Consider the following 23881-nt stretch of genomic DNA (forward strand, 5'->3'; position numbering starts at 1 on the left):
CCTGTCGGCAACACATTTAGCGGGGCGCGGTCGCCCGTCTGTCAAAACGCAGCAATGGAATTGCCTGTCCGCGCCCCGCTATCCCTTTCCCTTTATCTTTCCCGCCGGTGATTAAAAACCGGCAAAAAATAAGAAATGATGAGATTGCCAGGGGTATAGCTTTCTCTTATGTTTTAAGCGTGTACTCCCCATTAAGGAAACAACATCATGCTTAAGCGTCGCACTCTCAAAACAGCACTGGCGGCGGTTATTTCTCTTGCCGTCATGGCCGCGCCGGCGTATGCCAACCCGGGTAATGGCAACGGTAATGGCGGTGGTAATCACGGGAACAGTGGTAACCATGGCAATAGCGGCAATCATGGCAATAATGGCGACCATGGTAATAAAGGCCAGAATAAAGGTCAGTCTGCTGACGAGCATGGCAACCGCAAAAACTACGGTAAACCCGACCACGTCGACAGCGATATTAGCTTCTCACGGGCGCGCTCCCTTGCCGTGAACTACGGTCTGGTCGGCTATCAGGCGCTGCCTCCGGGTATCGCCAAAAATGTTGCCCGCGGCAAACCGCTCCCTCCGGGTATCGCGAAAAAGACCCTGCCGGCTTCCATGATTAACGACCTGCCCTATTATCCAGGCTATGAATGGCGCGCGGTCGGCGATGACCTGGTGCTGGTCGCCCTGAGCACTGCCATCGTGACCGCCGTGATTAACGGTGTGTTTGACTAAATCACCAGCTTATTGAAAAGCCTCGCCCCGGCGAGGCTTTTTTGTGCCTGGCGCTGGAGAATGACAACTCACTGGCATAATCGCTAAGATAATGGCTCAACCAACCCGGGACAGACTATGGACAAAGACACAGTAGTGACGCTGTTGAAATACAAGCGCTGGATTGACCTTGCCACCTTACAGGCGATCCGCGCAATTGACGGTACGGTATATGGCGAAAAACGTCACCTGACCATCAGGCTGATGAACCATATCCATGTCGTTGACATGATTTTCCGGGCGAACCTGCGCGGCAGGCCGCACGGTTACACCGCGCTGAATACCCCCGAGACGCCAACCGTTGATGCGCTGGAAACGGCCATGACCGCTTGTACGGACGAATACATTCAGTACGTCAGCGCCATGACCCCCGCCGATTTCCACGAACGTATCGCCTTCAAATTTGTCGACGGCGGTGACGGCAATATGACCGCGATGGAGATGCTGAACCACATGCTCTTTCACGGCGCCTATCACCGTGGGGCGGTGGGCTGGATGATTGGCGAATGCGGCGGTGTGCCGCCGAAAGAGGTGCTGACGGTTTTCCTGCGCGACCATCATTCCTGAGGATGCGAAACCATCAGCCGTGAATCGCGCGGAGGATCAGCAGAAGTTCTGCCTGATGACGAGTATGGGTTTTCCGGTACAGGGCGCTGAGGTGGGTTCTGATGGTGGCGATGGATACGCCCAGATGTAAGGCGCATTCATCCGGGGTCATGCCCCGCACCAGCAGCTCCGCCACCGCATTCTCGGCGGGCTTGACGTTAAACAGCTCCATCAAGGCGCTGCCGGTGAGAAACGGCTCGGGAATAATCACGCAGGCGACCCCGGCAAGACGGGCTGCCGGGATCACGAGGATCGGTTTCGGCTGACGCCCGGCGGTATAGCACAGCCCTGCCTTCGGCGGCTCTGCCGTCCGGGTGGCCTGCTCGATGGCGCGTTTCAGCTTTTTACTGTCGGTATCGAGGCACAGCGTATCGCCCCCGCTATACCAGGAGAGGCGGGCGTTGGCGCGCAGGTAGCGTTCGGCATGCGCGCTGGCGTAGAGAATTTTACCGCCATGATCCACCAGCCATACCGGGTAGATCCCGTTGTCCATCACCGCGCTCTGGTATTTTATGGTGCCCCGCAGCTGTTCAAAGCGGGCGTGAAGCTGGCAGGCGGTTTTTAACGCCGGGATCAGGCGCCTGAACAGTTCAAACTGCACCGGCTGCGGATAAGCCGCCGTATTGGCCGTCATCAGTGACAGATAGGTGGCATAGCCATTGATGGTGCACAGCTTGACGCTGGTGAGATGATTCAGGTCGTTGGGGTGATGAAATTCATTGTAATAGACGCTGCCGGCAATAAACTTATCGCCTAAATATTCCCGGTCCCGATATATTTGCCCGACCGGTAACGCGGTCAATATTTTTTCGGCGGGATCGATAGCCAGAAATACATCGCGATAGGCGGTAAAGACCTTCTCCTCGAGCAGGAGTGAATCAGTCAACAGATGGGCGTTGCCTTTATCGTAAAACAGAAATGCCGCGTACTGATGGCCGGTCAGGAACGCCAGTTTCTGCAACGCCGATTTCCACAAATCGGGATCCAGGGTGGCCATCAGCACCGTTTCCAGGATCTCGATGTAAATCAGTTCCGGATCAATCGCCATACCGCCACCTGTGAGTCACTGTTTCCGCTGCCGGGGCGGCGCATGTGGCCGCCCTAATCAGCATAGTTCCGCCAGTGAAACAATGACAGTCCCGGTTCGCTAAGCGGACCGGGAAGCGTGACGCCACCGCGCTATCAAGGGGTTCAGGATCCACTGTCGCGGGTTTGGATAGCGCCCGCCTTCCGGCATAGCGTCCGCCAGACCATCAGGGCGCACACCAGGGTGACGACCGCCAGCCCGCTAAACAGTAGCGTATAAGCAGAGTCATAGCTCTCGCGCAGCGCCCGGAGGGAAAAGTCAGGCAAAAGCGCAGCCGCCTGCGGCATATTGCCAGCCCCCAGCCAGCCTGCGGCGCGGTCAATCACCTCAGGCGCATACCCGTGAACGCGACTTTGCAGGGTCAGGTTATTGCTTGCCGTTAATACCGCCGAAACGACCGCCAGGGCGATCCCCTCGCCGGCAACGCGAACGGTATTGAACAGGCCTGCCGCCATACCGGCTTTCGCCATCGGCACAGCGGAAATCGCCAGGCCGTCCATCAGCCCCCAGGGAAACGCCGCCCCTGCTCCACAGAGGATCAGCGCCAGCACCAGCTGCGGGAGATGGTGGCTGTGAAAAGCGTTCCCCAGCAACAGCAACCCGATGGAGGCCATCATCAGTCCCGCCGTGGACACGTGCCCCGGTGAAAACCAGCGGGTGAGCAGGGCCGCAACGGATGGGAAAACCAGCATCGGCGTGGTCAGCGCCATCAGATACAGTGCGCTCTGCGACTCACTCATCCCCTCTCCGCCCATAAAATGCAGGGGAACAATAATCAGCAGGACAACGTAGCAACAGCAGGTGGCGACAGGCAGCAACAGTACGCCGACAAAACGCGGATGACGCAGCAGGGAGATGTCCAGCACCGGGTTGTTCACCCTCCGGCAGCGTACGACAAACGCCACGAACAGCCCCCCCGACGCGATGAGCAAGGCCAGCGTGGTCAGGGATAAAAAACCGCGGGCCGGAATGACCATGAGCGATGCAGTAAACAGCATCAGGGCCAGCGTAAACAGGAGTAAGCCGAGGTTGTCGGGTGTCCGCGGCTCGCTTTTTTCTGCCGCGGGCAGATACGCCAGTCCGATAAGCAGCACCCCTGCCGAAAGCAGCGCAAACAGGGCGTATACGCCGCGCCAACCCACCGCGTCGGTCATGAAGCCGATCAGCAGCGGACCGAACGCCAGGCCAACGCCGAACACCGTGCCCAGGATGCTGAATGCCCGCGTCCGCTGAGCGCCATCATACAGCTGGGCCAGCGCCGCACTGCCGCTGGCTAAAATCATCGCCGCGGCCAGGCCCTGCAGAGCCCTCAACACGCCTGACAGGAAGAGATTGTGCGTCAGGCAAAACAGCAGGCTGCTCAGGCAAAACAGCGCGGCGCCGGCGATAAAAATACGTTTTCTGTCGATGGCATCCGCCGTCACCCCTGCGGCCAGCAAAAAGCTGCCGAAAGTCAGCATAAAGCCATTGGTCAGCCACGACAGCGCAGCGGGAGAGCCGCCCAGCGACTGCTGTATCGCGGGGGTGGTCATGACGCCGCCGGTAAAACTTAACGGCAGCAGCAAGGCCGCCATAAAGACAGAAAGCGCGGCCAGGGCGCTGGCGTATCGGAAAGGTGTTCTGGCGGTGAGTAACATCGGGCGGCCCTCATCAGTCGGCAAGGAATGAATAAACTGTCGCCATCCTATTGCGGATGTTAATGCCGATAAATAGACTGAAAATATCTTCTTAAGAGACATAAGGTTTATAATCGATGGACAGCCTCACCTCGCTGACGTCCTTTGTCCGCACCGCCGAAACGCTAAGCTTTGTTCAGGCCGCCAGGCTGCTGGGCATATCTGCCTCGGCGGTGGGTAAGAATGTCGCCCGGCTTGAGCATAAACTGGGGGTCCGGCTGTTCAACCGCAGCACCAGAAACGTCAGCCTGACGGCGGAGGGGGCCGCATTTCTGACGCGCTGCCAGAGTATCCTGGAGCAGATCCAGGAGGCCGAGTCAGAGCTGACCAGCAGTCTCTCACAGCCCACCGGCAAACTGAGGATTTCACTGCCCGTCATTGGCTACCGCCTGTTGCTCCCCGCCCTCACCGCCTTTACCCGTCTTTATCCGCAGGTTGAACTGGATCTCGACTTTAGTGACCGGCTGGTCAATCTGATCGATGAAGGATTTGATGTTGCTATCCGTAGCGGTGAATTAGCTGACTCCCGGTTGATCGCCAGAAAGCTGGGGGGCTTTCGTTTTGTGCTCTGCACCAGCCCGGCCTATCTGGCGGAATACGGGCCCCCCGACTCGCCAAAGGAATTGGCGGCGCACAAGTGCATTTTTTTCCGCTTCCCCTCGACGGGGCTGATCCAGCCCTGGGAACTGCGCGATATGCGGCTGACGGGAGATTTCAGGGCCACGGCCGTGATGACGGTCAATAACATTGAGGCCGCCATTCGCTTAAGCGCGGCGGGGATGGGCATCGCTTATGTGCCTGATTTTGTCGTGCGCGAGGCCATGGATGAGGGACAACTGCAGGAGGTGTTGCCCGGCTGTTGCGTCAAGGATGGGCATTTCTCGGTCCTGTGGCCCGCCAGCCGCTACCTGTCACCGAGAATACGCTGTTTTATCGATTTTATGGCTGCGGCAGAGATACCCTTGTCACCCGCATCGGCGCCCCCTTCCCTCTGAAAAGCCCTGCACCGGATATCCTGCCGCCCGGCCAGCGAAAGCCGGCGGCAGGTGCGCATCATCAATCATCCGTCAGTACAATGCGTCCTATAACCCGGTACTTTTGCGCATCAAAGAGGTAAAACCAGACCGCGATGGCGGCGCCAAAGCAGAAGCAGGCCAACACGATCCACGGAATGGCATGATAAAAGGAGGAGCTGGCGGCAGCGCCCGCGGCAAACGCCATATTTTTGAATAACAGGTAGACGATATAGATCATCCCCATCCCCCCAAGCAACGGCGCAACGCCTGTTTTAAACCAGTGTCCTTTGCCAATATTTTCTTTATTGCCGTGGAAGTAAACGATCACCGCAAAGGCGCAAAGCGCCTGGACAATCATAATGCCCATCGTACCCAACAGCGCCAGCAGGGTGTAAATATCCGCGTAAGGATCTTTACCGGTGATAAAGAATAGCAACACAATCAGCGTGGCGATAACGGTCTGCACCGTAGAGGCAACATGGGGGGAGCCGTGGCGCGAGTGTGAACGACCCAACGTGCGCCCGGCAAACGGAAACAGATTTTCCCGCCCGAGCGCGTAGAGATAGCGCGCCGCGCAGTTATGAAACGCCATCCCGCAGGCAAAAGAGCCAGTGATCACCAGCAGCTTAAACACCCCGACCGCCCACTCCCCCAGATACTGGCGAGCCGGACCGTAGAAAATCTCTCCTGCGCGGTTAGGATCCTGCGCAAGGGCAATAGCCTGCTCCGGTCCCGTTCCGGCAATCGCCATCCACGAAATGAACACGTAGAACACGCCGATACCAATCACGCCCAGCAGGGTAGCCAGGGGAATGATCTTTTTCGGGTTCTTCGACTCTTCACCGTACATTGCCGATGACTCAAAGCCCACCCATGACCAGAAGGCGAAGAATAATCCAATTCCGGCACTGGCGCCGACCACCCCTTTCGCCGGGGTAAAGGCGTTCAGCGGGTTGATCGACTCGGGGACAAAACCCTGTGGCCCTCCGCCATGGATCAGCACCGCCACCGCGACGGCGGTGAGGATCAATATTTCCAGTACCAGGCACAGGCCGAGCACCCGGGAAGTGAGCGAAATATCGAAATAGCTCAGCACTCCGGTAGTCATTAGCATGGCGAAGGCGAAGATGAGCCAGGGGATATGTACGCTGAAGACCGTATTGATTAAATCCTCACAGAAAAAGGCGAAGATCCCGACCAGCGCAGCCTCAAAGACAATGTAGGTCATGGTCACCGTCACTCCTGACGCCATGCCAACGATCCGCCCAAGGCCGTGTGAAATAAAGCCATAAAATGCGCCGGTAGCGGTAATAAACCTGGCCATCTGCGCATAGCCGATGGCAAACAGGGCAAGGATAAGGGTGGCGACCATAAACCCCGCGGGCGCAAACTGACCATTACCACTACCCACCGCGATCGGCACATTGCCCAGCATCGCAGTGATCGGCGCTGCCGTGGCGATAGTCATAAACAGCACCCCGCCAAGGCCTACCGCATTTGGCCGCAGCCGCTGCACAACATGTTTTTCCGCCGCTGGCGCGGGATTGGCAAGAATTTCATTGCTCATGATGAACGCTCCGTTCAGTTCAGGCACGCGGCGGATTCAGGCAGGATCTGCCCACCGTCAACAATTAGCGACTGGCCGGTGATGTAGCCAGCCTGACGGGAGGCGAAGAACAGCGCTGCCGCAGCAATATCTTCCACCGTTCCGAGGCGTTTGAGCGGCACGGCGCTGGCCATCCCGGCGATATAGTCCTCGCCCATATCCCTCAGCCCTTCCGTGACGATATTCCCCGGCAGGACGGCATTGACGGTAATGTTGTCGCCGGCCAGTTCCAACGCCGCGCTACGCATAAAACCCAGCTGGGCCGCTTTGCTGGCGGCATAGTGAGTCCAGCCCGGATAGCCCGTTACCGGCCCGGTAATCGAAGAGGTGAGGATGATGCGACCATACTCTGCCCGTTTCAGCCATGGCAGCGCCGCCTGGACAGTTAAAAAAGTCCCTTTACTGTTGATCGCCTGCACCTCATCCCACTGCTGTTCGCTCATGTCTGCCAGCGGCGCCGAAGGAAAAATCCCCGCGTTGCAGCAGACAATATCCAGACCACCCCACTGCTGTGCGGCTTCTGCCACACAGGCTTTTACCTCTTCGGCATGACTGACGTTGCAGGTCAGACCGCGTAGCGTTAATCCCTGCTCCGCCGCCTGGCCGATCGCGCTATCGATACGCGATGGTGTGCGGGCGGTAATGGTCACCTTCGCCCCGGCGCGGGCAAAGCCGAGTGCAATGCCAAGACCGATCCCACTACTCCCGCCGGTCACCAGCACATGTTTGTTCATAAAATCTGACATCATTTTTCCCCGTCTGTGAAAGTTCTGCGATCCCATCCGTTTGGCCTGGCCGTGCAGCGATCTCCGTCGCTGGCAGGAAAAGAATAATCACGTAAATGTTGAATGTTCAACATTTTAATGTGAGATTTCAGCATAAAAATAATGCGCTATGATTGGGCACAAGACTGGTGCAATAGACAGATTAATTTATCTATATATATCAAGGAATTAATAACAAACTTCACGCTTTGATTACGCCTGAATGAGAAAAACACACATTATACGTTCCGTTATGGTGCAACCGGCTGAATCCAGCCAACTAAATCACACTAACTTACTGTTAATAAAATAATTAATAAATAAAAAGCATAATTAAAGCGCAACAGAAAACAAAAAAAACCTCACACATCTTGCAAATCCCGCAACCACAACATAAAAATGTGTTAAGCGTGTCATTTCAAATTGAGGACAGCATGTTTAACGACGAGTATTTAACAACACTTACCCTGAAGCTGCGGCCGCTCCTGCCCCGCTGGGGCCTCAGCGAAGGCGCAGAGATTGGCCTGCTGACGGTTTCAGAAAATGCCACGTTTCTGGTCAGCGATAAGATGACGCAGAGAAAGATCGTGCTGCGAGTGCATCGCCCAAACTACAGCTCAGCGGTGGAGATCCATTCTGAGCTGATGTGGCTAAACGCCCTGCATGCCCGGGGAGATATCAACATCGCCGTACCGCTTGTACTGGATGATGGGACCTGTATCGCCAGCCTCATCGACGGCGAAACGGTCACCCACGTCGTGGGATTCACCTTTGTTGCGGGCAGCGAACCTGATACCGGTAGCCATCTCACCGGCTGGTACCATGCCCTGGGACGGGTTGCGGGAGAACTGCACAGGCACAGCGAAGGCTGGGTAAAACCCGAGGGTTTTCATCGCAAGGTGTGGAACACCGAGACGATTATCGGACGTCATGCCTGGTGGGGCGACTGGCGGAAGATGACGCAACTGAGCGCCGACGATATTACGCTGCTGGAGGCGGTGGAGGCCACAGTGGTCGCCAGACTGGAAGCGTACGGACAGGGCGCCGACCGCTATGGGCTGGTGCACTGCGACATGCGGCTGGCCAACCTGCTGGTGAATGAGAATTCGCTGACGGTGATTGATTTTGACGACTGCGGCATCTGCTGGTTTGGCTGGGATTTTGCCACCGCCGTCAGTTTTATTGAAGACGACCCGGCCCTTGCGGACTACCGCGCTGCGTGGCTTGCGGGCTACCGTAGCGTCCGTCCCTTCAGTCAGAAGGACGAAGTGATGCTTCCGGTGCTGGTGATGCTGCGCCGCTTACAGCTGACGGCCTGGCTGGCCAGCCATAGTGAGACAGCCACCGCCCGTCGCTACAGCCCGCAATGGGGCGCCATCACCGTACGCCTGGCCCAGGCGTTTCTCCTCCAGGCGTCACCGCTTAGCGCTACCGTTAACTGCAAGGAACCTGCTGATGAACAATAAAACCCCCATTCTTCAACTGAACCGTTTTGACGCGCTGACCGGCGTGGCCGACGAAAACCTGAGCCGACAAATTGCCCGTCGCCACGCCACCCAGGGGACCGGTTCGGTGCTGTTTTATCCACAACCGATCGTCATGGCGTCGGCCTCCGGAGCCTGGATGGAGGACTCCGCCGGCAACAGTTATCTGGATATGTATAACAACGTGCCGGGCGTGGGGCATTGTCATCCGCATATTACCCAGGCGATGGTGCGCCAGGCCGGGTTACTGAACACCAACACCCGCTATCTGTTCCCGGTACTGGAGCAATACGCGGACAGCCTGCTGGCGACGTTCCCCGCCGGGCTGTCGAATGTGATATTTACCTGCACCGGCAGCGAGAGCAACGACATCGCCCTGCGGATGGCCCGCTTTATCAGTGGTCGGCAGGGGATCATCGTCACCGAGAGTGCCTATCACGGCAATACAACGGCGGTGATGGAAGTCTCTCCCTCCGGGCACAAAGAGGCCCTCCTGCCCCCGTGGGTGCATACCATTCCCGCCCCTGACCTGCGCAGGCTGTCAGCGGGCCAGACGCTGTCTGACCTCTTCGCCGCCGACGTTGAGCGCGCCATGGACGAGCTGGATGAGCGGGGCTACGGCTGCGCGGCGCTACTGGTGGATACCATTTTTTCCAGCGACGGCGTTTTCGCCGATCCGCCGGGATTTCTGGCTCAGGCGGTAGCCCGCGTACAGGCCCGGGGCGGACTGTTTATCGCCGATGAAGTCCAGCCGGGCTTTGGTCGGACAGGCTCTCATTTCTGGGGCTTCCAGCGTCACAGTGTGCAACCGGATATCGTCACGCTCGGCAAGCCAATGGGGAACGGTTTTCCCATGGCCGCGGTCATCACGCGCCCGGCTATTCTGCAGGCGTTCAGCGAAAAGACCGAGTACTTCAACACCTTTGGCGGTAACCCGGTGGCTGCCGCCGTGGGCCTCGCGGTACTGGAGGTGATTGAACAGGAGGCCCTGATGACCAACGCCCAGCGCAACGGGGACTATCTGCGTGCCGGACTGCGCCAGCTGGCCCAGGATTTCCCGGCCATCGCCGACATTCGCGGCGCCGGACTGTTCAACGCCATCGAGTTTGCCCGGCCAGACAGCGGAGAGCCGGATCCGCAGCTGACGAGTCGCGTTATCTATCACCTGAAGCTTGAGGGCGTGCTGATTGGCGCGGCCGGTCGCTTTGGCAACAGCCTGAAGATCCGTCCGCCGCTGTGCTTCAGTCGCGATGATGCAGATTTCTTCCTCGAACGGCTGGCGAAAGTCATGGGCCGCCTGAACGGATAGTCTAACCGACAGGGCAAACATCCAGTTTGTTTGCCCTCGGCGTGCAGGTATATTAACGGCATCAGCGACTTCAGGGAGAGTAACCAGCGTTCATGTCGAAGAGAAAAGAAGACCGTCAGCAACAGATCCTGCGCGAACTGGCTGAGACCCCGACCCTGCGGATTGGGGATATGGCGCGCACCCACGGTGTCTCTACCGAAACCATCCGTCGCGATCTCGACGAACTGACCCGCCGGGGCGTACTGAACCGAACTTACGGCGGTGCGGTGCGGGCCATGAACAGTGAACCGACGGTCACGGAGCGCCACCAGCTGTTTACCGAAGAGCGCGAGCGCATCGCCCGGGACGCCGTCCATTGTATGCGCGAGGGCAAAATATTTATGATCGGCTCCGGCGCCACCACGGTACATGTTGCCCGCCGGATGGCCAGCGAGCTGCGGGATATCACGGTCATCACCCACGCCTTCGGCGTCGCAACGGTGCTGTCGATGAATCCAACCATCCGGGTGATCGTCGCTCCCGGGGAGTACTGCGCTACCGAAGGGGCAATGACCGGTGCGCAGACGCTTCAGTTCCTCAGCCAGTTCACGGCGGACTATACGTTACTGGGGGCCAGCGGTATCGCCGCCGATGGGCCAAGCGAGGCGTTAATCGACAGTGGAACGGTTTACCGGGCGATGATCCAGCGCGCCGCGAAGAGCATTGTCGTCGCCGACCACTCGAAGTTCGACCTCACCTATCCCTACCACTACGCGGGCTGGTCGGGCATCAGCCGTTTAATTACTGACCAGCCCCTGCCCGACCATCTCGCTACTGTACTCGGCCGGGAAAAGGTGGTCGTGGCGCGTGGTCATGCCGCTCCTGAACAGCAGTGACCCGCGCCGGTACGTTTACCCTTTGGCGAAATTCGCCTGGATCCGCTGCTGCAGATAATCCTCGGCGCTGATGGGCGGGTACTTTCTCTGCGGCCCGAGGATCTCGACATCTTTATTGGCCTGGCAGAAAAACGCCAGGCTGTAGCGCGGCCCCTGATATTCGTGGGGCAGCGGGTTTCTCACCCGGTGGAAGTTAGACGGCAGCTGGTCGTCGCTCCAGCGCATCAGCATATCGCCGATATTGCAGGTGATCACCTCCTCCCGCGGTTCAATGCTGGTCCACTGCTGGCTTTCGCGGTCTTTACCGGGACAAACCTGCAGGCCACCCTGGCCGGGGCGCTGGAACAGCAGCGTCAGGCAGTCAAAATCGGTGTGCGCGCCGGCCCGCCACATCCCCTGCTGCGACTGCTCGGTCGCATAGTAATGCAGCATGCGCAAGGTGCTCTGGTAGGTGTCTCGCTGCGGATCGTGCGCGGTGGTGAAAAACGATTCCGGAAAACCGAGCTTCAAAGCAAAGCAGGAGAGGATCTTCATCCCCAGCTGCCAGCACTGCGATTCAAACCCGAGCATCGTCTGCTTGAATGCTGGCAACTCCCGATCGCTGGGCCAGCGCCCGGCCATCAGCGGCCGGGTGATCTGATACGACTCTTTTTGATCCGGCGTGCGGGTCGATGGCCGAACCTGCGCTTTGCTTTCCCAGCCGGCGTTGCCGGCCAGCGGATACTGGCGCTTCACCTCGTCGGGCAGGTCAAAAAACGCCTCGGTCATGCTGAACGCCTGGCGGATATCCGCCAGCGGAATACCGTGGTGGCTGACCTGGAAGAAGCCAATCTCCACCGCCGCCTCCCACAGTTGTTCGGCAATGTCATTTTTTCTTTCGGCAAAGTTCGACAGGTCGATACAGCGCACTTCGCGGGCGAAGGTCTCTTCGCCCTGGGCGCCCATCAGCGCCTCTTTTTCCAGTTCCTGTAAGGCGTAGCGTTGATTCTGGGTGGTTGCGTTCATCGTCATTATCCTGTTATCAGTTAAACAGCGGCGCGCTGCTGGAGGGTACGGACGGCCGCCAGCGCGTCGTGGCGCATCGCGTCAAGGTCGAGACCGGGAATGGCGTCATCTTCCACGATGGGTCGGCCATTGAGCAGCAGCGCCTTCAGCGCGGCGCGCCCACCGCAGGCCACCGGCCCAATAGCCATATCATGCAGGCCGAAGTAGCGCGGATCGTCCAGCCGGTAAATGGCGAGGTCCGCCTGCATCCCGACCTGCAGAGTGCCGGTCTGCGCTAAGCCAAGGATCTGCGCGCCGCCGGCGCTGCCCCAGCGCACCACATCCTCCACCGTGGCCGCATCGGCCCCACCCTCGAAGGTGCCCCCGGCGTAGCGCGGCTGCGCCAGCATCCCCTTGCGCGCGCGCTGTAGCAGCCATGCGGCATGGGCTTCGCTTTGCATATCCGCCGCTTCATTGGAGGCAGCGCCGTCCACCCCCAGCGAGACCGGGACCCCGGCCTGCTCCAGCGCCAGCAGATCGGCGATACCGCTGCCCAGCCGGCCGTTGCTTTGCGGGCAGTGGGCGATGCCGGTTCCGGTGCGGCCCAGCAGGGCAATCTCCTCCGGCAGCAGCTTCACCAGATGGGCAAACCACACGTCATTTCCCAGCCAGTCGTGTTCCGCGCAGAACTGAACCGGCGTCATGGCGAATTTCTGCCGCGCGGCGTCGAGATAATCGACGGTTTCCGATAAATGGCTGTGCAACCGGATCCCCAGCTGGCGGGCCAGCTTCGCCATCTCCCGCAGCTGGGCGCCCGGCGCGGAGTGCAGGACGGTAGTGGGCGCCATCACCACCCGGCGCAGAGAATCGGGCCGGGGGTCGTGATAGCGGCTGACCAGCCGTTCGATATCCGCCATATAGCCGTCGAAGGTTTCCGGACGCAGCGCCACAGGCAGATCCTGTTCCACCGCCCGACCCTGGGTCGCCCCACCCCGGCACAGAACGATGCGCATCCCCAGCGCTTCCCCTTCGCTGAAGACAATCTCCGAGGTATCGAAAGGCATTTCCGGCCAGTACAGGTAGTTGTGATCCGCCACGCTGGCGCAGCCCGAGCGCAGAAGCTCCACCAGGCCGATGCGCACCGCCAGACGAAAGGTATGTTCATCGAAAGCCGCGCGAAAGCGGTACGGCGTAGCGCTCAGCCAGGCCGTCAGGCTCTGGTTCAGCCCCTGCGGCTCGCCCTTCAGCAGCGACTGAAAAAGATGGTGGTGCGTGTTCACCCATGCCGGATAGATCACGCAGTCGCGGGCATCGATCTGTCGCTCTTCCGGCAGCGGCGTCAGGCTGCCGATGGCGGCAATCTTGCCGTCGCGGATGCGAATATCCGGCCCGGCCAGCCGCGCCGCCTCTCCGGGCAGACCGCTGAGGATGGCATGGGCATTTTTAATCATTAATGACATGGCGTCGCTCCTCAGGGTTTAACCTGCATGGCCTGAACAAATTCGGTGGTGTAGGCCTGTTTCCAGTCGGTGGCCGCCGCCAGCAGACCGGTGCTGACCATAAAGTCGCGGGTCTTCTGCCAGCGCGCGTCGGTCATCGTCCCCCAGCCCTGGCTGGCGGCATCCCCGCCGTCGATCAGGTGATGCTCACGGATCTGGGTCACGCCCCAGGCGAGCAGATCGTCGGTCATTTTCGGATTGTCCTGCTTAATCAGCGCATTTCCCGGCGCCGGATCCTTGAGATAGCTCACCCAACCCTCCATTGAGGCGCGGACGAACTTCGCCATCGCCGCTTTCCGCTCGGCGATGGTATCCGGGCGGGCGATGAGAATGCCGCCGTAGGGGGGATAGCCGTGTTCGGAAAAGAGGAAGAAGTTCGCCTTCACCCCGGACTTCTGCACCTGAAACACCTCGGAGCTGACATAGGCCTGCTGGGCGACGGCGTCATCGACGACAAAGGGTTGAATATTGAAGGTATAGGGGCGAACCTGAGCGTCGCTCAGCTGATATTGCGCCTTCAGCCACGGCCACCACGTCGCCTGACCGGAGCTGGAGACCAGAAGCGTTTTGTCTTTCAGCCCCTGCAGGGAGGTGACATCGGCATGGGTCAGCAGCCCCTGGGGATCGTACTGAAAGGGCGCGGCAATGGCCTTTGCCTGGAAGCCGCGCTGAATGCCTTCCAGCAGCTGCAGATCGTAGCCGATGATCACATCGGCCCGCTTCGACAACAGCAACTGCATGCCGTTGACCTGGGGGCCACCGGAGCGGATCTCGACGTCGAGACCGTATTTTTTGTACAGCCCAGTGGCCTGGGCCTGATAATAACCCCCCTGCTCAGCCTGAGCGTACCAGGAGGTCAGCAGAACGATTTTCTCCTCGGCCTGAACGGCCAGCGAGACACCGCCGAGAGCCATCAGGCCCAGCCAGCGAAAGCCCCGGGGAAGGCGTGCACGACTTTTCATTATCCCTCTCCTCTTCATGCCGGGAGAGGGGCGAGCAAACCACGGCTCAGCCTCCCATCCCGGTCAACATTGAACCGCGACATGGTGACTGAGCAATGTCCCGTATGGATAACCCGTACTGACCGCTTCTACTCACACTCAGCTATACAAAAACAATGCCAGATTTGATCGCCCGCGAGCGGCCGCGAGAAATCGCCTGCGCCGCCGCCCACGGGTATGCAACCTTTGATTCATGCACACAAAAAACGCACCATTATGGTGCGTTAATGAATGATTTTAGTGCCTGCCCGGTCTCACAGCTGACTGAAGAGCATCTCCAGCTGGTTCAACATCATCGAGGCGGCGAGGGAAAGCTGGCGGGCGGGCGAGACGCACAGCGCCAGCGTGAAAGGCTTAAGCTGCGGATCGGTTAGCGGTACAAACGCCAGCTGGCCTGACTCGATCTCATCGAGAATATCCAGCCGGCACAGGATGCCGATGCCCATCTGCTCTTTGATCAGGGTGCGGATCATGTGAATGTTATTCGACACCGCCACCTCCTTCACCTCGTTGCCGCTGATATTCACCAGCGCCTCCACCGGCTCGCTGATCATCAACGGGGCGGACGGCAGGATAAACGGGTAGTCGATGCACTGACTAAAGCGCACCGCGCTGCGGCTGGCCAGCGGATGGCCGGTCGGCACCACGATACCCATATTCATCTCGGCAAACGCCCGCACCTGCAGTTCGCGGGAGGTCTGGGGATTGAGCATGATGCCGAAATCCGCCTCGCCAGAGATCAGCGCCTGCTGAATGTGGATATTGTTGATGGTGGTCAATGTAAAAGAGATGTTGGGATAATGTTTATGCACCTCTTTGAGCATCGTCGAAAAAAAATGCCGGTTAATGGCATCGATGGTAGCGATACGCACATGCCCCCGCCGCAACCCGCGCAGGTCATCCAGCTGTTCGCAGACCCGGGTAAAGTCCTTTTTCCAGTTATTGGCCGCGTGCAGAAGCAGCTCCCCGGCGGCGGTCAGCCGCAGCCCGGTGGGGTGGCGCTCGAAGAGCGGCATCGCCAGCTCCTGTTCCACGCGCAAAATCTGACGGTCGATGGAAGACGCCGACACATGCAGCGCCTCTGACGCTTTACGAAACGATCCCTGACGGGCCACTTCGGTGAAATAGAGCAGAAATCGGGAGAAGGCAAACATGGTTTGGGTGCTCTCTTTTTTGCAACGGGTTGTGCGAATCAAAGCTCTGGACGCAACAGTTTTATCACAATACCGTAGCATTCATAGCGGAGAAACGATCGTTTCACCCATTTTCTTGCACGCCGGACAGTTTACCGCGAAGAGGAGTTATCTCTTCGCCGACCCTGGCCGCCCTGCAGACAGCGGAATGAGGGAGAGTAAACGGTAATGCACAGCCACGATCTTATTTCGGTCTCGGTCGGGGAAATACGCCCCAATGGAGAGGGAAATCTATCATTAATATTGCAGGCGGCGGCCGGGGAAATATTACCGGCCTACTCTGCCGGGGCGCATATCGATATTATTATTCCCGGCGTTGGCCCCCGGCAGTATTCCCTGTGCGGCACGCCTGACCGCAGTAATACTTATGAAATTTGCGTCAGACTGACGGACGCGTCCACCGGCGGCTCACGCTATTTGCATCAGCAGCTCAAACCCGGCGATCGGCTTGCCATTTCGCCTCCGCGTAACCATTTTCCCCTGCCGGAGGCCGGGCGCTACCTGCTGTTTGCCGGCGGTATCGGCATCACGCCTTTGCTGGCGATGGCTGAAGCGATTGCCGCCAGAAAGGGAGCGCTGGAGCTGCATTATTATGTCGCCAGCTCGCGCCAGACGGCCTTCTCCCCGCGCCTGACCCAGCTGGCTGCGGGCGGCACGGTGGCGATCCACTGTAGCGAGGAAGGCGCGTCGTTTCGCCAGCGGATCCCCGCCTGCTTAACCACGCCCGATCCTGATACCGCAGTGGTAGCCTGCGGCCCGGAGGGTTTTATTCAGCGACTGCAGTCGGTCATGGAGGAATATCGCTGGTCGCCGTCGCAATTCGTCTTCGAGCGTTTTACTCCCGCGGCGGAAAATAATACTGCGGCGAAAAATGCGTTTTATATTGAGCTGGCCTCCAGCGGGCAGCGCCTGCAGGTCGCCGCGGATCAAACCATTGCTCAGGTATTACAGCACGCCGGGGTGGAGGTAATGCTCTCCTGCGAACAGGGAATGTGCGGCTCCTGTATTACCGGGGTCCTCGACGGGATCCCCGAACACCGGGACAGCGTGCTGACGGCGGAAGAGAAAGCTGGCAACGACCAGATCACGCTCTGCTGTTCGCGGGCGAAATCCCCGGTTCTGGTTTTGGATCTGTGAGGAGACTGACGATGACGTTCCCCTCCTCTTCCGCACCGCTCGCCGGGATCAGCCGCGCCCGACTCCCGGCCTGGGCGCTGCCCGACGGCTGGCCGACGCAGGCCAACGGTGAACCGCTGCTGGCGGACCTGGCCTTTCGCGACGGCCGGATTGCCGCATTGACCCCGACCGACCAGCCGACTCCCGGCCTGTGGGACCTGGCGGGGGCCCTGACGCTCCCCGGCCTGGTGGAACCTCATGCCCATCTGGACAAGACCTTTACCATTGAACGCTGCCGTCCGGCGCAGGCCGGGCTGCTGGCGGCGATCCACGCCATGCACGAGGATCGCCAGCACTGGACCAGGGCGGATATTCAACGTCGGGCGTCCGCCGCGCTGGCCCGGGCGGCAGCAAATGGTGTGACCTATTTGCGTAGCCATATCGACTGGTTTACCGCCGACGCACCGGACGCCTGGCAGGAGATCGCCCGCCTCGATACCGTCGGCATCACCCTGGAGCGGGTGGCGCTGGTCCCGCTGACCCTGTTTCGCGATCCGGCGGACGCCGGGGCCATTGCCCGAACGGTCGCCACCAGCGGGGAGGGCTGCCTGCTGGGCGGCTTCATCCACTCCTCCAACTGGGACGCCGCCGCCATGGCAAACCTGCTGGATAGCGCGGCCCGCTGGGATCTGGATCTGGATTTGCATATTGATGAGGAGCTCAGCGAAGTGTCTCAGGGGCTGACCTGGCTGGCGGACCATCTCTCCCGCCACCCTTTTCCCGGGCATATCTGCTGCAGCCACGGCTGCGCGCTGGCCGCCGGCAGCGACGAACAGGCGGCGCCGATCCTGCGCCAGCTGGCGGCGCACGGCGTCACCCTTATCGCTCTGCCGATGACCAACCTGCTGCTGCAGGATGCGACATTCGGTCGCACGCCGCGCCAGCGGGGGATCACCCTGCTGCACGAGGCGCAGGCCGCCGGCGTGGCCACCCTGCTCGGCTGCGACAACGTGCAGGACGCTTTTTGTCCGGCGGGAAGCTACGACCCGCTGGACACCCTGGCCTGCGGCCTGTTCAGCGCTCAGCTCAGCGACCTGTTCGACCGGCAGTCGCGGCTGATCTGCGATCGCGCGGCGCTAACCGGTTCGCCGGCAGACGCGGCGCCCTTTGCCATCGGCGCGGCGGCCAGCGTGGTGATTTTCCCGGGTAGCGACCGTTTTACCTGGCCTTTAAACAGCGCCGCCCGTCTGGTGGTTAACCACGGCAGGTTAACCCACCGGCGCGTGTGGCAAGAGGAGATGGCACATGAGTCTTGAAGCAGGCGCGGGGGCGCCGCTGGCGCGGTATGCCGCCTGGCGCAGAGCCGGCGATTTTATCTTTCTCTCCGGCATTATTCCGGTCAATCCCCTGACCGGCACCATCGTCAACGGCTTTCAGGATGTGCCTGAGCCGGTGCGGGAGCTGCTGGGGGCGACCGGCGAATTTTCAACCGATGCGAAACAGGGCCCGATCCTCGCCCAGAGCTGGTACGTCCTGGAAAGCATCCGCCACACCGTGGCGTCCGCAGGAGGGCAGATGAGCGACGTTATCAAGCTGGTGCAGTACTTTCGCAACCTTGACCATTTTCCCTATTACAGCCGGGTCAGAAAGCTGTTTTATCCCGACCAGCCGCCCGTTTCCACCGTGGTCCAGGTCAGCGAAATGCTGCCCGACGCCACGGTATTGATTGAAGTTGAAGCGACCGTCTGGTTACCCCAGCCAATTCACTCCGAGGCACCGCGATGATTAACGGTTACATTCCTGCAGCGCGCTTTCTCCCTTTCCTGAGCTGGACGGACGTTGCCGCCCTGCCGGATAAAAGCAATACGGTTATCGTCCTCCCCACCGGGGCGATCGAACAGCACGGCCCGCATCTGCCCTGCTCGGTGGACAGCGTGATATCTTCCGGCGTGGCGGGCCATGCCCTCGCCCGGCTGCCGGCGGCGATCCCGGCCTACGCCATCCCGCCGATCGTCTACGGTAAGTCCGAGGAGCATCTGCATTTTCCCGGCACCCTGACCCTCAGCGGCGATACGCTGCTGCATACCGTGCTGGAGATCGCCGAATCCCTCTATCGGGCCGGTTTTCGCAAGCTGCTGATGATCAACGGCCACGGCGGCCAGCCGCAGATCCTGCAAATCGCCTGCCGGGAAATGCGCCTGCGCCACGGGGATTTCATCGCCATCCCGCACGATGTGTTCAACGTACCCAACTGCGAAAAACAGTTTCTCAGCCCGCATGAACAGCGGATGGCGATGCACGCCGGACATAGCGAAACGGCGCTGATGCTGGCGCTGGCCCCGGAGTGCGTTCATATGGAGCGGGCGGTCGCCAACTTCCCGCCGGAATTCCCCTGCCCGACCCTGTCGAAAGGCCGCCCGGCGGCGGCGTGGGCGTCCTATGACTTTGGCCCCAGCGGGGTGATTGGCGACCCGACCCCGGCGACGCGGGAGCAAGGCGAAGGGCTTCTCGACTCCCTCGCCGCCAGCTGGGCGCAAGCGATCATCGAGATCCACCGCATGGCCTGGGTCGAACGTCACGAACCGACCTGGGGCAAACAGCACTGGCACGGCTTTGTGCAGTCCCACCCCCCTCTTTCGCTGCTGAATCCAAGGAGCCATGATGAATACCAGACCGACGCTCGTTTTTACCCTGCTGACCGTGGCCGCCCTCGCGACCTCAGCCTCCTGCTTCGCGGCGGAGAAGTTTACGTTTCTCACCAACTGGTATGCCCAGGCCGAGCACGGCGGGTTTTACCAGGCCCAGGCCACCGGGCTGTATCAGCACGCCGGTCTCGATGTCGAGATTAAAATGGGCGGTCCGCAGATCAACGTCATGCAGTTGATGGCTGCCGGTCAGGCCGATTGTACCCTTGGCGACAACGGTCAGGCGCTGGAGACCTGGCAGGCCGGGGTGCATGCGGTGACCGTCGCTACCGTGTTCCAGCACTCGCCGACGGTGTTTATCACTCATAACAAAGTGGAGAACCCGGCGGAGCTTAAAGACAAAACCTTCCTGCTCGCTACCGAGGCCTATACCTCTTTCTGGCCGTGGGCGAAGAGCGAGCTGGGTCTGGCTGGCAGCAAAGTGCGCCCCTATACCTTTAACGTTCAGCCGTTCCTCGCCGATAAAAACCTGGTGCAGCAGGGCTACGTGACCTCCGAGCCGTTCTCCGTCGCCAAAGGCGGGCAGCCGTTCTATGTCTATCCGCTCAGCGACTGGGGCTACCCGCCCTACGGCAACTCGATTATCTGTATGGCGGATACCATCCGCAAACGTCCGGCGGCGGTGGCGGCCTTCGTCAAAGCCTCCATGGAGGGCTGGAAAAGCTACCTGCAGGATCCCGCCCCCGGCAACCGCCTGATCGGTAAAGCAAATCCGCAAATGGGCGCCGAGCAGATCGCCTTTGGTATTGCCCAGATGAAGCAGTACCAGCTGGTGACTGGCGGCGATGCAAAGACCGGCGGCATCGGCATCATCACCGAGCCGCGGCTGAAGAAAACCTGGGACATGCTGGTGAAAAACAAGCTGATCGACGCCAGCAAGGTGCCGTTTGAGCAGACTTACACCCTGGAGATGGTCAAAGACGCCGGAGTGATGCCATGAATACCGCCCCGAAACTGACCGTGATGAGCGACACCCGCTTTATGCCCGCCTCTGCCACCCCGGCCATCGAGGTGCTGTCGGCGGAGAAGATCTACAGCAACGGTACCCGGGCGCTGCTGCCCGTCAACCTGACCATCAATCAGGGGGAGTTTATTACCCTGCTCGGCCCGTCCGGCTGCGGGAAGAGTACGCTGCTGAAGATGGTCGCCGGCCTGGTGGAGCCCAGCGACGGCAAGCTGATGCTGTGGCGGCGCGACAGCCGGGAGAAAGCCCAGCATCCGCTGTCGTTCGTCTTCCAGGAAGCCACCCTGATGCCGTGGAGCAGCGTGCGCAATAACGTCAGGTTGCCGCTGGATCTGGCCGGCGTGCCGCGGGCGGAAGGTAATACCCGGGTGAGTGAAGTCCTTGAGCTGGTGGGGCTGGGCAAATTCGCCGACGTCCTGCCGCGCGAACTCTCCGGCGGCATGCAAATGCGCGTCTCCATCGCCCGCGGCCTGGTCACCCGGCCAAAGCTGCTGCTGATGGATGAGCCCTTCGGCGCGCTCGATGAAATTACGCGTAACAAACTCGACAGCGACCTGTTGCGTCTCTGGCAGGAGCAGAACCTGACGGTGGTGTTCGTCACCCACTCGATCCACGAAGCGGTGTTTCTCTCACAGCGGGTGATCATGATGGCGGCCCGTCCCGGACGGGTGGTCGAAGATATCGCCATCCGGGAGCCGTTCCCGCGCAGCGAGGCGTTCCGCGTCAGTCCGGCCTTTTCCCTGTATGCCCGTCAGCTGCAGGACAGTCTGTTGCAGGCCAGCCAGTCCGGTATGGAGTCATAATATGAAAAACACAACCTCAACGCCGTGGGTCCAGCATCCGCGTTTTCTCAAAATTCTCTATCCGACCCTCGTCGCGGTGGCGGTGGTGCTCCTGTGGCAGGGCGCGGTGAGCTATTTTCGCATCCCGGCCTTTCTGGTGCCGTCGCCGCTGGTGATGCTGGAAAGCCTGTGGACGCATCTCACGCCGCTGCTGCTGGCGCTGCTGTTCACCCTCAAGATCACCCTGATCTCGTTTCTGCTGTCGATTGTCATTGGCGCCGCGGTGGCGTTTATCCTGGTGCAGAACCGCTTTGTGGAAACCGCCCTGTTTCCGTATATCGTGTTTTTGCAGGTGACGCCGATTGTCGCCATCGCTCCGCTGATCATCATCTGGGTGAAGGATGCCACGCTCTCGCTGGTGGTGTGCGCCACCCTGATGGCGGTGTTTCCCATCATCTCCAATACCACTCAGGGACTGCGCAGCGTCTCCCCCGGCCTGCTGAGCTATTTTCGCCTCAATCACGCCAGCCGCTGGCAAACGCTGGTGCGGCTGCGTATCCCCTCGGCGCTGCCCTATTTCTTCGGCGCGCTGCGTATTTCCAGTGGGCTGTCGCTGATTGGCGCGGTGGTGGCAGAGTTTGTCGCCGGGACCGGCGGGACCAATACTGGTCTGGCCTATCAGATCCTGCAGGCTGGCTACCAGCTGGATATCCCGCTGATGTTTGCCGCGCTGCTGCTGATCTCTCTCGCCGGGATCGCGCTGTTTGGCGTGATGTCCTGGGTTTCGCGCCGGGCGCTCAGCGCCTGGCATGAAAGCGAAGCCGTGCAATCTCATTAATGTTTTGCTGACGAACAGGAAGAAAAATGATGACTGATGAGCAGCGTCAACACGCGGTCGCGGCGATCCAGCAGGCACTCCCGACGCTGGAGTGGACCTTACAGCCGGCGAAGATCAAACGGCTTTCCCGCGATTTTCACTGGTTCAGTCCGGTACTCACTGAGCAACTGGCGGGGAAACAGGCGGACGCGGTGGTTCGCCCACGCGACGAAGAGGAGCTGCGCCAGCTGGTCGCCGCCTGCGCGCAGCACCAGCTGCCGCTGACGCTGCGCGGCAGCGCCACCGGCAACTATGGCCAACTGGTCCCCCTCGAAGGCGGGCTGCTGGTCGATATGACCGGACTCAACCAGATCGTCGCCCTCGGCAACGGCACGGTGCGCGCCCAGGCCGGCATTCGTCTGGCAGACATCGAAACCGCCGCCCGCCCAACGGGATGGGAGCTGCGCTGCATGCCGTCGACCTACCGACTGGCGAGCCTGGGCGGCCTCTACGGCGGCGGGTTCGGCGGCATCGGCTCCATCAACTATGGGCCGCTGGCGGCGCCCGGCAATGTGCTCAGCGTCAAAGTGATGACCGTCGAGCCGGTCCCCCGCGTGCTGACCATCCCGGCTCCCGAAGCGCTGCTGCTGCATCACGCCTACGGCACCAACGGCATTATCCTGGAGGTTGAGCTGGCGCTGGCGCCCGTGCACCAGTGGATTGAACGCCTGGACGTGTTTGACGATTTCGCCGATGCGCTGAACTATGCCAACGCCTGCGTCCGTTCGCCGGGGCTGGTAAAACGTCAGGTCGCGCTGCTGGCCACGCCGATCGCCGACTACTTTAGCCACCTCAAGGATCGTTACCGCACCGGGCAGCATGCGGTTATCAGCCTGATCGCCGAGGAGAGCGAAGGACTCTGCGCCAGCCTGTTACAGCGCCATCGCGGGAGCAACGCCATCCGTCAGGCCAGCGACGAGGCCCGGACGCAAAACGCCGCGTTAATGGAATACTGCTGGAACCACACCACCCTGCATGCGCTCAAGGTGGACAATACGCTGACTTATCTCCAGACGGCGTTTGATCCGCTGCGCTATCCGCAGCAAATTTTACAGATGGAGCAGCACTTCGCCGGGGAGGTGATTTCCCATATTGAATTCCTGCGTGATATCGAGGGCAATCTCACCGCCAGCGGTCTGCAGTTGGTGCGCTATACCACGCCCGCGCGGCTCAACGCCATCATGCAGATATTTCGCGACAACGACGTCAAGATTAACAACCCCCACGTGCTGCAGGTTGAGGACGGCAAACAGGGCGTGATTCGCCCCGACGTCGTGGCGGTGAAACAGTCTCTCGACCCGGCGGGATTGCTTAACCCCGGCAAGCTGCGCGGCTGGGCGCTGCGCGACCAGCTGGAACTGGACAGCAACCCGCTGGCGCTGGCCACCCGCGAAACCCCCACGACCTGATCGCCCCATTCCGGGGCGCGCTAACCGGTCGCTGGCCCGCTTCTCTTCCTCCTGCCCGCGCGGCGAGTTTTTTTACGCCACTCATTCATATGAATGAGTGGCGTCTCTGTTTCCTCCGTTATACTCATCAAAAAAGCGACGATAAATTTATTATCACGGGTTA

20 protein-coding genes and 3 pseudogenes are annotated in these 23881 nt (G+C 60.2%); 14 read left to right on the top strand and 9 right to left on the bottom strand.

Translation table 11 applies throughout. The features are described 5' to 3' along the window. The first annotated feature begins 207 nt into the window (after positions 1-207). Both AS136_RS12975 and AS136_RS12980 read left to right on the top strand, forming a co-directional pair. Positions 208-726, top strand: a complete 519-nt coding sequence (locus AS136_RS12975; protein WP_008804585.1) for an anti-virulence regulator CigR family protein — start codon at positions 208-210, stop codon at positions 724-726. A gap of 117 nt (positions 727-843) precedes the next feature. After that, a complete protein-coding gene (locus tag AS136_RS12980; RefSeq protein ID WP_012968019.1) occupies positions 844-1332 on the top strand; it encodes a DinB family protein in 489 nt (162 codons plus the stop codon). A 36-nt stretch (positions 1333-1368) separates the two neighbouring features. Here the strand turns inward: AS136_RS12980 and AS136_RS28985 are convergent. From AS136_RS28985 to AS136_RS12990, 3 genes and pseudogenes are all read right to left on the bottom strand, one after another. Further along, positions 1369-1624 (bottom strand): annotated as a pseudogene (locus AS136_RS28985) (transcriptional regulator). 681 nt (positions 1625-2305) lie between these two features. Then, positions 2306-2419 (bottom strand): annotated as a pseudogene (locus tag AS136_RS28990) (helix-turn-helix transcriptional regulator); the annotation flags it as partial. 143 nt (positions 2420-2562) lie between these two features. Then, entirely contained in the window at positions 2563-4095 is a 1533-nt protein-coding gene (locus AS136_RS12990) for an MFS transporter (protein ID WP_023322754.1), read from the bottom strand. A 116-nt stretch (positions 4096-4211) separates the two neighbouring features. On the opposite strand from AS136_RS12990, the gene AS136_RS12995 reads away from it, so the two are divergent. Next, complete coding sequence (locus tag AS136_RS12995) at positions 4212-5129, top strand: LysR family transcriptional regulator (protein WP_023322755.1); 918 nt, start codon at positions 4212-4214, stop codon at positions 5127-5129. 61 nt (positions 5130-5190) lie between these two features. Here AS136_RS12995 and AS136_RS13000 read toward each other — a convergent pair whose 3' ends face one another. Continuing rightward, entirely contained in the window at positions 5191-6717 is a 1527-nt protein-coding gene (locus AS136_RS13000; protein ID WP_008804580.1) for an APC family permease, read from the bottom strand. Positions 6718-6731: 14 nt separating this feature from the next. After that, entirely contained in the window at positions 6732-7502 is a 771-nt protein-coding gene (locus AS136_RS13005) for an SDR family oxidoreductase (RefSeq protein WP_023322757.1), read from the bottom strand. 428 nt (positions 7503-7930) lie between these two features. Between AS136_RS13005 and AS136_RS13010 the strand changes: the two genes are divergently transcribed. The 3 genes from AS136_RS13010 (at position 7931) to AS136_RS13020 (ending at position 11188) form a co-directional block, all read left to right on the top strand. Further along, the gene (locus AS136_RS13010) at positions 7931-8986 is read left to right on the top strand and encodes a phosphotransferase enzyme family protein (RefSeq protein WP_224285828.1); all 1056 of its coding nucleotides are present in this window, start codon (positions 7931-7933) and stop codon (positions 8984-8986) included. Next, positions 8976-10313 carry an aspartate aminotransferase family protein gene (locus tag AS136_RS13015; RefSeq protein ID WP_023322759.1) on the top strand — a complete coding sequence of 446 codons (1338 nt, stop codon included), beginning with the start codon at positions 8976-8978 and terminating at the stop codon, positions 10311-10313. Before AS136_RS13010 ends, AS136_RS13015 begins: the two co-directional genes overlap by 11 nt. A 92-nt stretch (positions 10314-10405) precedes the next feature. Next, positions 10406-11188, top strand: a complete 783-nt coding sequence (locus tag AS136_RS13020) for a DeoR/GlpR family DNA-binding transcription regulator (RefSeq protein WP_004898673.1) — start codon at positions 10406-10408, stop codon at positions 11186-11188. Between the two features lie 15 nt (positions 11189-11203). Here AS136_RS13020 and AS136_RS13025 read toward each other — a convergent pair whose 3' ends face one another. The 4 genes from AS136_RS13025 to AS136_RS13040 form a co-directional block, all read right to left on the bottom strand. Further along, entirely contained in the window at positions 11204-12193 is a 990-nt protein-coding gene (locus tag AS136_RS13025; RefSeq protein ID WP_023322760.1) for an isopenicillin N synthase family dioxygenase, read from the bottom strand. Positions 12194-12213: 20 nt separating this feature from the next. Next, positions 12214-13632: an amidohydrolase family protein gene (locus AS136_RS13030; RefSeq protein ID WP_023322761.1), complete on the bottom strand. Its 1419-nt coding sequence runs from the start codon at positions 13630-13632 to the stop codon at positions 12214-12216. A gap of 11 nt (positions 13633-13643) precedes the next feature. After that, a complete protein-coding gene (locus AS136_RS13035; RefSeq protein ID WP_023322762.1) occupies positions 13644-14633 on the bottom strand; it encodes an ABC transporter substrate-binding protein in 990 nt (329 codons plus the stop codon). Between the two features lie 293 nt (positions 14634-14926). Further along, positions 14927-15826: a LysR family transcriptional regulator gene (locus AS136_RS13040; RefSeq protein ID WP_004202952.1), complete on the bottom strand. Its 900-nt coding sequence runs from the start codon at positions 15824-15826 to the stop codon at positions 14927-14929. Between the two features lie 207 nt (positions 15827-16033). Between AS136_RS13040 and AS136_RS13050 the strand changes: the two genes are divergently transcribed. The 8 genes and pseudogenes from AS136_RS13050 to AS136_RS13085 all read left to right on the top strand — a co-directional run bounded on the left by AS136_RS13050 (position 16034) and on the right by AS136_RS13085 (position 23718). Next, positions 16034-17002, top strand: coding sequence for a PDR/VanB family oxidoreductase (locus AS136_RS13050; protein ID WP_063266797.1), 969 nt, complete (start codon positions 16034-16036; stop codon positions 17000-17002). A gap of 11 nt (positions 17003-17013) precedes the next feature. Continuing rightward, positions 17014-18297 (top strand): amidohydrolase family protein, encoded by a 1284-nt coding sequence (locus tag AS136_RS13055; protein WP_023322764.1) that lies wholly within the window; start codon positions 17014-17016, stop codon positions 18295-18297. After that, complete coding sequence (locus tag AS136_RS13060; RefSeq protein WP_008804570.1) at positions 18287-18766, top strand: RidA family protein; 480 nt, start codon at positions 18287-18289, stop codon at positions 18764-18766. Before AS136_RS13055 ends, AS136_RS13060 begins: the two co-directional genes overlap by 11 nt. After that, positions 18763-19643: pseudogene (locus AS136_RS13065) on the top strand (creatininase family protein). The gene AS136_RS13060 and the pseudogene AS136_RS13065 overlap by 4 nt, the downstream one beginning before the upstream one ends. Continuing rightward, positions 19643-20626, top strand: a complete 984-nt coding sequence (locus AS136_RS13070; protein ID WP_023322766.1) for an ABC transporter substrate-binding protein — start codon at positions 19643-19645, stop codon at positions 20624-20626. Before AS136_RS13065 ends, AS136_RS13070 begins: the two are co-directional and overlap by 1 nt. Beyond that, positions 20623-21453 (top strand): ABC transporter ATP-binding protein, encoded by an 831-nt coding sequence (locus AS136_RS13075; protein WP_008804567.1) that lies wholly within the window; start codon positions 20623-20625, stop codon positions 21451-21453. Before AS136_RS13070 ends, AS136_RS13075 begins: the two co-directional genes overlap by 4 nt. A gap of 1 nt (position 21454) precedes the next feature. After that, positions 21455-22270, top strand: a complete 816-nt coding sequence (locus AS136_RS13080) for an ABC transporter permease (RefSeq protein ID WP_004175779.1) — start codon at positions 21455-21457, stop codon at positions 22268-22270. A 26-nt stretch (positions 22271-22296) separates the two neighbouring features. Continuing rightward, positions 22297-23718, top strand: a complete 1422-nt coding sequence (locus AS136_RS13085; protein WP_023322767.1) for an FAD-binding oxidoreductase — start codon at positions 22297-22299, stop codon at positions 23716-23718. Positions 23719-23881: the final 163 nt, after the last annotated feature.

Origin of the sequence: Klebsiella sp. D5A (assembly GCF_001620885.1) — a bacterium.
Lineage (GTDB): Bacteria > Pseudomonadota > Gammaproteobacteria > Enterobacterales > Enterobacteriaceae > Klebsiella > Klebsiella variicola.

What these genes read in the sequence shown, in the direction of transcription:
- AS136_RS12975 (WP_008804585.1), top strand. Translation starts at nt 208, where the DNA reads ATGCTTAAGCGTCGCACTCTCAAAACAGCACTGGCGGCGGTTATTTCT.
- AS136_RS12980 (WP_012968019.1), top strand. Translation starts at nt 844, where the DNA reads ATGGACAAAGACACAGTAGTGACGCTGTTGAAATACAAGCGCTGGATT.
- AS136_RS12990 (WP_023322754.1), bottom strand. Translation starts at nt 4,095, where the DNA reads ATGTTACTCACCGCCAGAACACCTTTCCGATACGCCAGCGCCCTGGCC.
- AS136_RS12995 (WP_023322755.1), top strand. Translation starts at nt 4,212, where the DNA reads ATGGACAGCCTCACCTCGCTGACGTCCTTTGTCCGCACCGCCGAAACG.
- AS136_RS13000 (WP_008804580.1), bottom strand. Translation starts at nt 6,717, where the DNA reads ATGAGCAATGAAATTCTTGCCAATCCCGCGCCAGCGGCGGAAAAACAT.
- AS136_RS13005 (WP_023322757.1), bottom strand. Translation starts at nt 7,502, where the DNA reads ATGTCAGATTTTATGAACAAACATGTGCTGGTGACCGGCGGGAGTAGT.
- AS136_RS13015 (WP_023322759.1), top strand. Translation starts at nt 8,976, where the DNA reads ATGAACAATAAAACCCCCATTCTTCAACTGAACCGTTTTGACGCGCTG.
- AS136_RS13020 (WP_004898673.1), top strand. Translation starts at nt 10,406, where the DNA reads ATGTCGAAGAGAAAAGAAGACCGTCAGCAACAGATCCTGCGCGAACTG.
- AS136_RS13025 (WP_023322760.1), bottom strand. Translation starts at nt 12,193, where the DNA reads ATGAACGCAACCACCCAGAATCAACGCTACGCCTTACAGGAACTGGAA.
- AS136_RS13030 (WP_023322761.1), bottom strand. Translation starts at nt 13,632, where the DNA reads ATGTCATTAATGATTAAAAATGCCCATGCCATCCTCAGCGGTCTGCCC.
- AS136_RS13035 (WP_023322762.1), bottom strand. Translation starts at nt 14,633, where the DNA reads ATGAAAAGTCGTGCACGCCTTCCCCGGGGCTTTCGCTGGCTGGGCCTG.
- AS136_RS13040 (WP_004202952.1), bottom strand. Translation starts at nt 15,826, where the DNA reads ATGTTTGCCTTCTCCCGATTTCTGCTCTATTTCACCGAAGTGGCCCGT.
- AS136_RS13050 (WP_063266797.1), top strand. Translation starts at nt 16,034, where the DNA reads ATGCACAGCCACGATCTTATTTCGGTCTCGGTCGGGGAAATACGCCCC.
- AS136_RS13055 (WP_023322764.1), top strand. Translation starts at nt 17,014, where the DNA reads ATGACGTTCCCCTCCTCTTCCGCACCGCTCGCCGGGATCAGCCGCGCC.
- AS136_RS13060 (WP_008804570.1), top strand. Translation starts at nt 18,287, where the DNA reads ATGAGTCTTGAAGCAGGCGCGGGGGCGCCGCTGGCGCGGTATGCCGCC.
- AS136_RS13070 (WP_023322766.1), top strand. Translation starts at nt 19,643, where the DNA reads ATGAATACCAGACCGACGCTCGTTTTTACCCTGCTGACCGTGGCCGCC.
- AS136_RS13075 (WP_008804567.1), top strand. Translation starts at nt 20,623, where the DNA reads ATGAATACCGCCCCGAAACTGACCGTGATGAGCGACACCCGCTTTATG.
- AS136_RS13080 (WP_004175779.1), top strand. Translation starts at nt 21,455, where the DNA reads ATGAAAAACACAACCTCAACGCCGTGGGTCCAGCATCCGCGTTTTCTC.
- AS136_RS13085 (WP_023322767.1), top strand. Translation starts at nt 22,297, where the DNA reads ATGATGACTGATGAGCAGCGTCAACACGCGGTCGCGGCGATCCAGCAG.